This is a genomic window from Rhodohalobacter sp., assembly GCF_034521535.1.
In the GTDB taxonomy this organism is placed as follows: Bacteria; Bacteroidota; Rhodothermia; order Balneolales; family Balneolaceae; genus Rhodohalobacter.
The window spans coordinates 99,641-106,660 of the sequence record NZ_JAXHMF010000008.1; the positions used below are offsets into that span (position 1 = coordinate 99,641).

At 45.1% G+C, this 7,020-nt stretch carries 15 protein-coding genes and 1 pseudogene; 7 read left to right on the forward strand and 9 right to left on the reverse strand.

What is annotated here, in order from left to right:
* The first annotated feature begins 60 nt into the window (after positions 1-60).
* The 6 genes and pseudogenes from U5K35_RS17710 (at position 61) to U5K35_RS17735 (ending at position 3,021) form a co-directional block, all read left to right on the forward strand.
* The gene (locus U5K35_RS17710; protein ID WP_322572850.1) at positions 61-636 is read left to right on the forward strand and encodes a glycerol-3-phosphate acyltransferase; all 576 of its coding nucleotides are present in this window, start codon (positions 61-63) and stop codon (positions 634-636) included.
* A gap of 129 nt (positions 637-765) precedes the next feature.
* Complete coding sequence (locus tag U5K35_RS17715) at positions 766-1,041, forward strand: NAD(P)-binding domain-containing protein (protein WP_322572851.1); 276 nt, start codon at positions 766-768, stop codon at positions 1,039-1,041.
* A gap of 315 nt (positions 1,042-1,356) precedes the next feature.
* A pseudogene (locus tag U5K35_RS19850) lies at positions 1,357-1,777 on the forward strand (NAD(P)H-dependent glycerol-3-phosphate dehydrogenase).
* A gap of 53 nt (positions 1,778-1,830) precedes the next feature.
* Complete coding sequence (locus U5K35_RS17725; RefSeq protein WP_322572853.1) at positions 1,831-2,325, forward strand: helix-turn-helix domain-containing protein; 495 nt, start codon at positions 1,831-1,833, stop codon at positions 2,323-2,325.
* Between the two features lie 331 nt (positions 2,326-2,656).
* Positions 2,657-2,803: a hypothetical protein gene (locus tag U5K35_RS17730; RefSeq protein WP_322572854.1), complete on the forward strand. Its 147-nt coding sequence runs from the start codon at positions 2,657-2,659 to the stop codon at positions 2,801-2,803.
* A gap of 8 nt (positions 2,804-2,811) precedes the next feature.
* On the forward strand, positions 2,812-3,021 hold the full coding sequence (locus U5K35_RS17735) for a hypothetical protein (RefSeq protein ID WP_322572855.1): 210 nt from the start codon (positions 2,812-2,814) through the stop codon (positions 3,019-3,021).
* A 355-nt stretch (positions 3,022-3,376) separates the two neighbouring features.
* On the opposite strand, the gene U5K35_RS17740 is transcribed toward U5K35_RS17735, so the two are convergent.
* The 5 genes from U5K35_RS17740 to U5K35_RS17750 all read right to left on the reverse strand — a co-directional run bounded on the left by U5K35_RS17740 (position 3,377) and on the right by U5K35_RS17750 (position 5,158).
* Complete coding sequence (locus tag U5K35_RS17740; protein WP_322572856.1) at positions 3,377-3,577, reverse strand: hypothetical protein; 201 nt, start codon at positions 3,575-3,577, stop codon at positions 3,377-3,379.
* 146 nt (positions 3,578-3,723) lie between these two features.
* A complete protein-coding gene (locus U5K35_RS17745) occupies positions 3,724-3,912 on the reverse strand; it encodes a hypothetical protein (RefSeq protein ID WP_322572857.1) in 189 nt (62 codons plus the stop codon).
* Between the two features lie 581 nt (positions 3,913-4,493).
* A complete protein-coding gene (locus U5K35_RS19855; RefSeq protein WP_416221665.1) occupies positions 4,494-4,661 on the reverse strand; it encodes an Hsp33 family molecular chaperone HslO in 168 nt (55 codons plus the stop codon).
* A gap of 66 nt (positions 4,662-4,727) precedes the next feature.
* Positions 4,728-4,940, reverse strand: a complete 213-nt coding sequence (locus tag U5K35_RS19860; protein WP_416221668.1) for an Hsp33 family molecular chaperone HslO — start codon at positions 4,938-4,940, stop codon at positions 4,728-4,730.
* Positions 4,941-4,951: 11 nt separating this feature from the next.
* Complete coding sequence (locus tag U5K35_RS17750) at positions 4,952-5,158, reverse strand: hypothetical protein (RefSeq protein ID WP_322572858.1); 207 nt, start codon at positions 5,156-5,158, stop codon at positions 4,952-4,954.
* A 172-nt stretch (positions 5,159-5,330) separates the two neighbouring features.
* Here U5K35_RS17750 and U5K35_RS17755 point away from each other — a divergent pair, with 172 nt between their 5' ends.
* Complete coding sequence (locus tag U5K35_RS17755) at positions 5,331-5,534, forward strand: hypothetical protein (protein WP_322572859.1); 204 nt, start codon at positions 5,331-5,333, stop codon at positions 5,532-5,534.
* On the opposite strand, the gene U5K35_RS19865 is transcribed toward U5K35_RS17755, so the two are convergent.
* From U5K35_RS19865 to U5K35_RS17770, 4 genes are all read right to left on the reverse strand, one after another.
* Positions 5,484-5,714: a DUF6159 family protein gene (locus U5K35_RS19865; RefSeq protein WP_416221669.1), complete on the reverse strand. Its 231-nt coding sequence runs from the start codon at positions 5,712-5,714 to the stop codon at positions 5,484-5,486. The two genes, U5K35_RS17755 and U5K35_RS19865, sit on opposite strands and share 51 nt — an antisense overlap.
* Positions 5,715-6,181: 467 nt before the next feature.
* Positions 6,182-6,385, reverse strand: a complete 204-nt coding sequence (locus tag U5K35_RS17760; RefSeq protein ID WP_322572860.1) for a hypothetical protein — start codon at positions 6,383-6,385, stop codon at positions 6,182-6,184.
* Complete coding sequence (locus U5K35_RS17765; protein WP_322572861.1) at positions 6,378-6,557, reverse strand: hypothetical protein; 180 nt, start codon at positions 6,555-6,557, stop codon at positions 6,378-6,380. The genes U5K35_RS17760 and U5K35_RS17765 overlap by 8 nt, the downstream gene beginning before the upstream one ends.
* A 119-nt stretch (positions 6,558-6,676) precedes the next feature.
* Positions 6,677-6,946 carry a hypothetical protein gene (locus U5K35_RS17770; protein WP_322572862.1) on the reverse strand — a complete coding sequence of 90 codons (270 nt, stop codon included), beginning with the start codon at positions 6,944-6,946 and terminating at the stop codon, positions 6,677-6,679.
* Between the last annotated feature and the right edge of the window lie 74 nt (positions 6,947-7,020).

The window sequence follows — 7,020 nt, forward strand, 5'->3', positions numbered from 1 at the left end:
CAAAAGTGATTTCTTTTAAAATAGGCTGAAAATTAACCCTGATCTTTAGGAACCGCTTCCATGCTATCCATACTTGTTGTATTCATTCTCTGCTACCTTATCGGGTCTATCCCTAGCTCCCTCTGGATGGGTAAAATATTTTATAAGGTAGATATACGCGAACATGGCAGCGGCAATGCCGGGGCAACCAACACATTTCGAATACTGGGATGGAAAGCAGGTACCCATTGTGCTTCTTTTCGATTTTGCGGAAAAGGTCTGCTCTTCTGCTTACTTGTTATCAGTCAGTTGGCGTACAGCATCGGTGACGGGCCCGTAAGTTTTTATCAAGGTTGGGATGTAGATGCTATGCTTCTCATCTTATCCGGTATGGGTGCGGTAATCGGCCACACGTTTCCGCTATATGCGACTCTTCAAAGGCGGAAAAGGTGCCGCTACAGCATGCGGTATGTCTCTATGGACATCGAACCGGTATCCATTAGTATCTCTTTGGGTCTTTTTCTGAATCCTGATGTTCAGCACCCGGTATGTCTCCGTAGGACCAATTTTGCATCCTTGATATATCCATTTTCCCAATCCGGGCATCCGCGCTATGGTTTGACTTTTGATATTGATGGCAGCATTATCTGTATTTAGCAGCGCCATCGCATTTGGCATCATTATCAAGCACATAAGGGAATATAAAGCGTCTTCTAAACGGTACGGAAAACCGCATAGGGTCCTTCAAGCCATCAAGTGGAAGGTTGAATAATAATGAGTCGTAAAATGAAAAGAATAAGCATCATTGGTGCGGGAAGTTTCGGTACGGCAATTGCTGTTGTATTGGGAGGAAAGAAATATTCTGTAACGATATGGGCGCGGGAAGAAGAGATCGTTAAAGGAATTAACACCAATAAAATCAACCCGTCTTACCTGACAGATGTAAAACTTCCCGATTCTATAGAGGCAACTCGTTCTTTGGAAGTAGCCCTTAAAGATTCAGATATGGTTGTGTTTGCCACACCCTCGCACGCCTTCAGAGAAGTAGCCCGAAAATGTTAAACCGTTCCTGAAAAAGGAAATGAAATTGTAGTCAGCGTTGCAGAAGGAATTGAAAAAGATAGCCCGATGGCTCCATCGCAAATTTTGGTGGACGTGTTGAGTGAAACCGTGCTGGAAGATCAAAGAGCGCGTTCCGGGCCGAGTCACGCAGAGGAAGCGGCTCTGCATAACGGCACAACTGGCTGTTGTTGCCGCGGCATATTACGACCAGGTGTGGCGCGGATTATACAAGAAACGTTTATGACATCGCGTTTTCGCGTTTATCTGAACAACGATATCATTGGTGTTGAAATTGGTGGAGCGGTAAAAAACATTATGGCTATAGCTGCCGGAATTGTTGACGGTGCGGGATTGGGAGATAATGCAAAAGCTGCCCTGATGACTCGCGGGCTTCACGAAATGAAACGCATGGGTGCAGTACTTGGAGCATCGATGGAGACTTTTTCCGGTTTAACAGGTATGGGCGATACTACTGGTGAACCTGCAAGTCAGCACAGCCGGAATAGATTCGTCGGATATAATATTGGTCAGGGGAAGAGCCTGAAGGAGATCACATCCGGCATGAACATGGTAGCTGAAGGTGTAAAAACAGCAGAATCAGTTTGTCAGTGGGCAAAAGAATAATGTGGAAATGCCGATCACTAATGCTGTATACAAAGTACTATTCGAAAATATTCCTCCCTCGGATGTCGTTGAAGAGCTGATGACGAGGAACCCTAAGAGAAAAAATGATTAGGTACATTCCTAACAGTTCATTGAAAACGGTATCAGTAACATCAGATTAGCAATATGAAACTGCCGAATGGAGAAATTGTCATTTCAGACATGAACCCCTCCGATCTCCGACATTCGCACTCCAACCGGCGAAGGTACACTTTGAGAGTTCTCAAAAAACTGTTACGAAAACCATCTAAAATTGCAAGAGAAATTGCTGCATCCGCCAACACTTCAGGTGGCACAATTCTTATTGGAGTTCATGCAATACATAAGCAGATTGCGGGCATAAGAGCCTATTTTGAGGAGGAATCTGGACTCCAGGAAGCCGCTCAGGAAATTTATGTGTTCCGCCCCGTTCAAATTTATATTGAACTGGTGCATCTGCCCGACGCCGAGCGTGATGGCTGTGCGGGGTGCCCGAATGAACGTCAAAACCGGGTATACCTGAAAGGGAAAAAGAGAACGGAGCAGGTTTTTGTTCGATTTCAGGATGAGAGTGTTCTGGCCAGCGATGAGCAAAACAGAAACTCTAAAACAACCGTATTCAAGCACGGGCGTAACGTTTGAATATGGGAAAAATGAACAGATGCTGTTTCGCTATTTGAATGAATACGGAGAAATCAACGTTCAAAAATTCTTCGTGAGCTTATAAACGTAACAAGCTATCGTGCGTCCAGAATTCTTGTTAATTGCAGCGAGCGCCGGGATATCTGAAACTGTTCAGAAAATCGGAGAAGGTTATTATTTTACCTTTGCAAATTCTGTGAGGTAACTGCAAAAATTTGTTTTTCGATATATGGCTAAGGAAAATGAAAATTTAGACGATGTAATCGCCTCTCTGATAGATGAAGAGCCGGATAAAGAGGTCGGCACAGAAAGAGAAGTTCCGTGAAACAGTTTGAAGAGCTTTCGAAAGGAGAAGGCGTTAAACTTGACCGGACGTGCTGCGAAACAGGTCCGCAAAATCAAACAGGACGAAAATCTTGATGACGAGCTCTATCTGCGTGTAGCTGTTGAACGGCGGTTGTTCCGGGTTAAGCTATAAGCTTGGATTTGATATCGCGCACCGATGAAGATGAACTGGTGGAAACACAGGGAATGGAAGTAATCGTGAAGCCGGATCATATGCTGTATCTGGACGGTGTTGTGATTGACTACCCGACGGTCTGGATGCACGCGGCTTTACCTTCGAAAACCCAAATGCCAGTGAAGCGTGCGGATGTGGATCTTCATTTGCCGTTTAGTCCGATCTTTTTTCACTGATAATTAAGATTTATTCTTGTCCGTCTGAGACGTATCGGGCCCGTCTCGTTATCAATCTGACTCCCCTCTTGAATGTTAAATAATGGAAAATCCATTCAGCGAAAACGCCGAACCGGTTTCTGAATACAAATCAGAAAAAAGATGTGAATTACGGACCGAAGCATCCTAGGCCAGGAATCCTGAGAGAATTTCAGCCCGCGTATATCGGCTACGGCTTTAGCTCTTCAGTATCGTCGCCATCTGACCCTTGTCTACATATTCAAGGAGAAGTACTTTGGACCGTTTCGCTTCTTCACCAAGTCAGCAAGATATTCCGCCGGCCTGAAGGGCTACGGGAGCAAGTGCCGGGAGTGGTTCACCACCCCCCATCTTTAACGTGAGCGGCACCCACTATCACCAAAATTGAATCGTGATCCGGAATGTTTAAAAATGTTTCCACAAATGCGCGTCCCATTTTGTCCAATTCACACTCTAAAGATTGAGCAGCGGCGATGCTTTTACACCTGCCGCCAAATAATATTTGGGGTTCACAAAATGAGTTTAAATCCACGGCCATCTTCCCGAATGGATTTGACAGGATCATTCAAAAGGACCTTCACACCCATTCCTTCAAGATTTGATTGGCTCTCATTCTGATAAACCCAGCAGAGCCGTTCAAAACATTTCCGGCGGCTTCGATCAGGATAACTTCCGTTCTTCGTTTTAAAATTTCGGGAAATCCCTCATCATATTTCGTTTTGCGATTTCAGCAATTGCGCCGCGATTGACTCCGGTTGGTCCGGTGCTGATGACAGCATATGTGATATTTTGAACTTGGGGGTCATCAAGCTTATCGGCTTCTTCTAAGAGAGGAATGCGCTCACGGACGAGAGCGCGGTTTAATGTCTTCAACCGGGAGCATGACTTTTCCAGCGTTCGTTTCCAAAAGTCGGGTATAGCACCGGGGGCGAGTATGAGATAGTCGAATTTGATAGAACCGTCATCGGCAAGATGAATAATGGCTTTGGCTTTATCTATGGAGACGACCTCACCAGAACGGCTCTACATTTTTATCATCGCCAAAATAGCGCGAATGGGTACCGCTATGTCTCCGTGAGAGAGCGGAGTGGTGATCCTGGTAGAGAAGAGGCTGAAAAATGCATTATTCCGTTCGTCTACAAGAGCAGTATTGCAGTTGGATTTGCGGAGCGCTTTTGCAACAGAGATGCCGCCAGCCTCCGCCTACAATTACAATCTCGGATTGATTTTTCAACTTATTAATTCATTTTCGCCTTCGTGTTTTAAGCCACCGACCTCGGCATATTTCCACTCCAGCTGAGTAGTTGCAAACAACTTCCTGGCTCTCTCCCGGCATCTCTTTCAGCTCTTCGTAACCGAGCATCGAAGTGCGTTTTTAAATTTTTTGGCGACAGCGGCACAAAATAACCGTTGGCGATCCAGCTCTTTTACAGAAAATGGCTTCGTTGCCACCTTCATAATGTCGTTGTTCTCAGCCTAATAATCGTTCGCAAGCTTTTTAGCGGAGGTAATTTTGTTAGTGTCTCCTGAAGTTTTTCAACGGTCTCTTCATCAGCTTCAGGAAGTCGCTGCAGAAGAACTCCGCCAGCATGATTTACTAAACCGTCATCATTCAGGCTCACATCCAGTAAGGAGACACCTGTTCACTGTGCCATAGAATGAGTGATATCAGAATCCATGTCTGTTTATCATGCAATGAGCTTTGTGCGGACCCGCTTCATTGTAAGGTTCTGGTAACTGTTAGCACCCTGTTCTCCGAACCGTCGGAGATTGTAGTATCCGGATTCTTTGATAGTTCGAACTCTATAGACGGATTTCTCCGAAGAGTAACCGCGAACTTCTCCCACACGATTGGCTTCGGCGGTTAACATTCCGACCGGACCGTCACCGTCAATTCGTATCTAATTGCTCCTCACCCTTTAGTTCGGAGCAAAGCGAGAAGCATGGCCGAGGTAAGAGTTTTACCCAGCAGAATTGTGTTAAGCAGTGAAAGGTTGGTGATTTTTCTGAGCAGTTCGGACAACATCGGTTGTTTAACTACGCTGATTTTAAACTGTCTGTCCGGTAACGATCCCTTGATTAAACGATCTTTGAACTTGAACTTCTTTTTGAGTGACATATGATATTGGTCTAATAAAAATTGGAGTAATTCAATGGCAGTGCAAGTTATCGTCAATAAATCGGTCATCACCCATCTGACGGCCTGGTCAATTTGTGCTTTTGAGAATCAGCCGGTAGCTGGTCTTCACGCACATGAAGATACAGAGTTGCCAAATTGATTGAAGAATCCATTGAAAAACACCGAGAATCAGCCCAAAGAGGATAAGCACCTGTATCCGATAAATATGATATTTCACCAAGCAAAAGCAGGGGATGGTGATAGAGCTGCTGCACTGACCAATAAAATCCGCAAAAATCAACCCGAAGCTGAAGTGGCATTACAATCAGCGGCTCATCCCGACCATCTTTTTCAACATTCCCGGCCGACTCCTTGAGCGATTCAATGGGCCCTTTCTTTCAATGACCAGAACCGGAAATACGAGAAAACTGGTAACCGTCCAGCTTAGCCCAATCAAGCCGGCTATCAAAGGCCCGCCGATAAAATCAGATTGATTTTCAACGGCGTTGATGATTATTCCCAGAGTTGCTGGAATCGCAGTCCATCCCGAGAAGATGGGCCAGCCGGTTTCTTACCGTTAAAAACACCACCGAATGTAGGCTCTTTATCTTGCACACGTTGAATGGCATACAGAATCGCACCCGAATTAAAGAAAAATAATGATGAAGTAGTTCAGGTAGTAGAACATAAAGAGTGAAAAACATCATCGTATCGGAGAGTGATTCAAATATGCCGATAGAACTTAGCCCGCCCGTAAAACAGAAGGGGATATTATAAATGTAAATTTATCAGCAGGGTGCAAACCCCGGAAAATACAGGGAAGAGCAACATTCTTTTATCTTCAAAGAGAATGGTTAGTGAACTCTTCATGAGTGACCAGGTAGCAGAAAATCGATTCATGATAAGTCAGATAGGTTTGAGTTGAAGGAGTTGTTTAATCTTACTTTTTGCCATAAAAAAAAGCAACCCGATTTTCACCGGGCTGCTCAGTCTGAAATAGCCCAGGGTCGTGTGCTGAGAGAATTATGCTCTGTCTCTCAGATACTGCTCGCCTTTTCGTTTTGAAAAATGACTTTCTGAAGAGATAGATCGTACCGACTTTTCCAACAGATTCAATTCTCTTTTTAAGTGAGAGCATTGGATGCTGCTAATAGTCGGGATGTTCTTTTCATCGGCGTAATCAAAAATTTCCAGGACGGTATCGTATATTCTGGATGTTTTACTCATTGCCAGATGCCCGCGTTATACCCTTCCAGTTCGCCGGCAATGTCTGATCAAACCACTGGAATGAATTACGTGAGTCCGGTGCATAAAGAATTCCTTTTTTGATCAGTTCATTCCCATGTTTCTCTTCATTGTCCAGGATATTGTTGGCTCCACCGGCTATCATATCACACATTCCAGGTAGTCGATGGCGTCATCGTCCACTATACCGCCGGAACGCGCATGGGCTAAGAATGTCCACATCGAAGTGTATAGATGTCGTCACGGTTTTACAGACTTCAGCGCCGTTGCTGCTCAGCAAGCGTGTTTCGGCTCTCTCTTCAAAAATGTCTGTGATGAAGTTCTGCATTTCCTCGACGATGTAGTGCGCAAGATGAGATGCGACCCATCCGGCTCCCTGAATAGCAAACGGTTTCCCTCAAGTGAATCACTGCCGTAGGCTCGTTTAGCCGAAGCCTTCATACCCATGTAGACCCCGTACCCTGTTACAGGCTGGTACGGATCGCCGCTTTCCTCATCTCTTTCGGGATGCCGGTTACAAATTTTGTTTCTTAGAATATCCACTCCATATCTTTCTCCGTCATGCCCACATCTTCGGCTGTGATGTAGCGACCGCCGAGTCCGTCAACAAAACGCCC

What these genes read in the sequence shown, in the direction of transcription:
- U5K35_RS17710 (WP_322572850.1), top strand. Translation starts at nt 61, where the DNA reads ATGCTATCCATACTTGTTGTATTCATTCTCTGCTACCTTATCGGGTCT.
- U5K35_RS17715 (WP_322572851.1), top strand. Translation starts at nt 766, where the DNA reads ATGAAAAGAATAAGCATCATTGGTGCGGGAAGTTTCGGTACGGCAATT.
- U5K35_RS17725 (WP_322572853.1), top strand. Translation starts at nt 1,831, where the DNA reads ATGAAACTGCCGAATGGAGAAATTGTCATTTCAGACATGAACCCCTCC.
- U5K35_RS17740 (WP_322572856.1), bottom strand. Translation starts at nt 3,577, where the DNA reads ATGGCCGTGGATTTAAACTCATTTTGTGAACCCCAAATATTATTTGGC.
- U5K35_RS17750 (WP_322572858.1), bottom strand. Translation starts at nt 5,158, where the DNA reads ATGTCACTCAAAAAGAAGTTCAAGTTCAAAGATCGTTTAATCAAGGGA.
- U5K35_RS17760 (WP_322572860.1), bottom strand. Translation starts at nt 6,385, where the DNA reads ATGAGTAAAACATCCAGAATATACGATACCGTCCTGGAAATTTTTGAT.
- U5K35_RS17765 (WP_322572861.1), bottom strand. Translation starts at nt 6,557, where the DNA reads ATGTGTGATATGATAGCCGGTGGAGCCAACAATATCCTGGACAATGAA.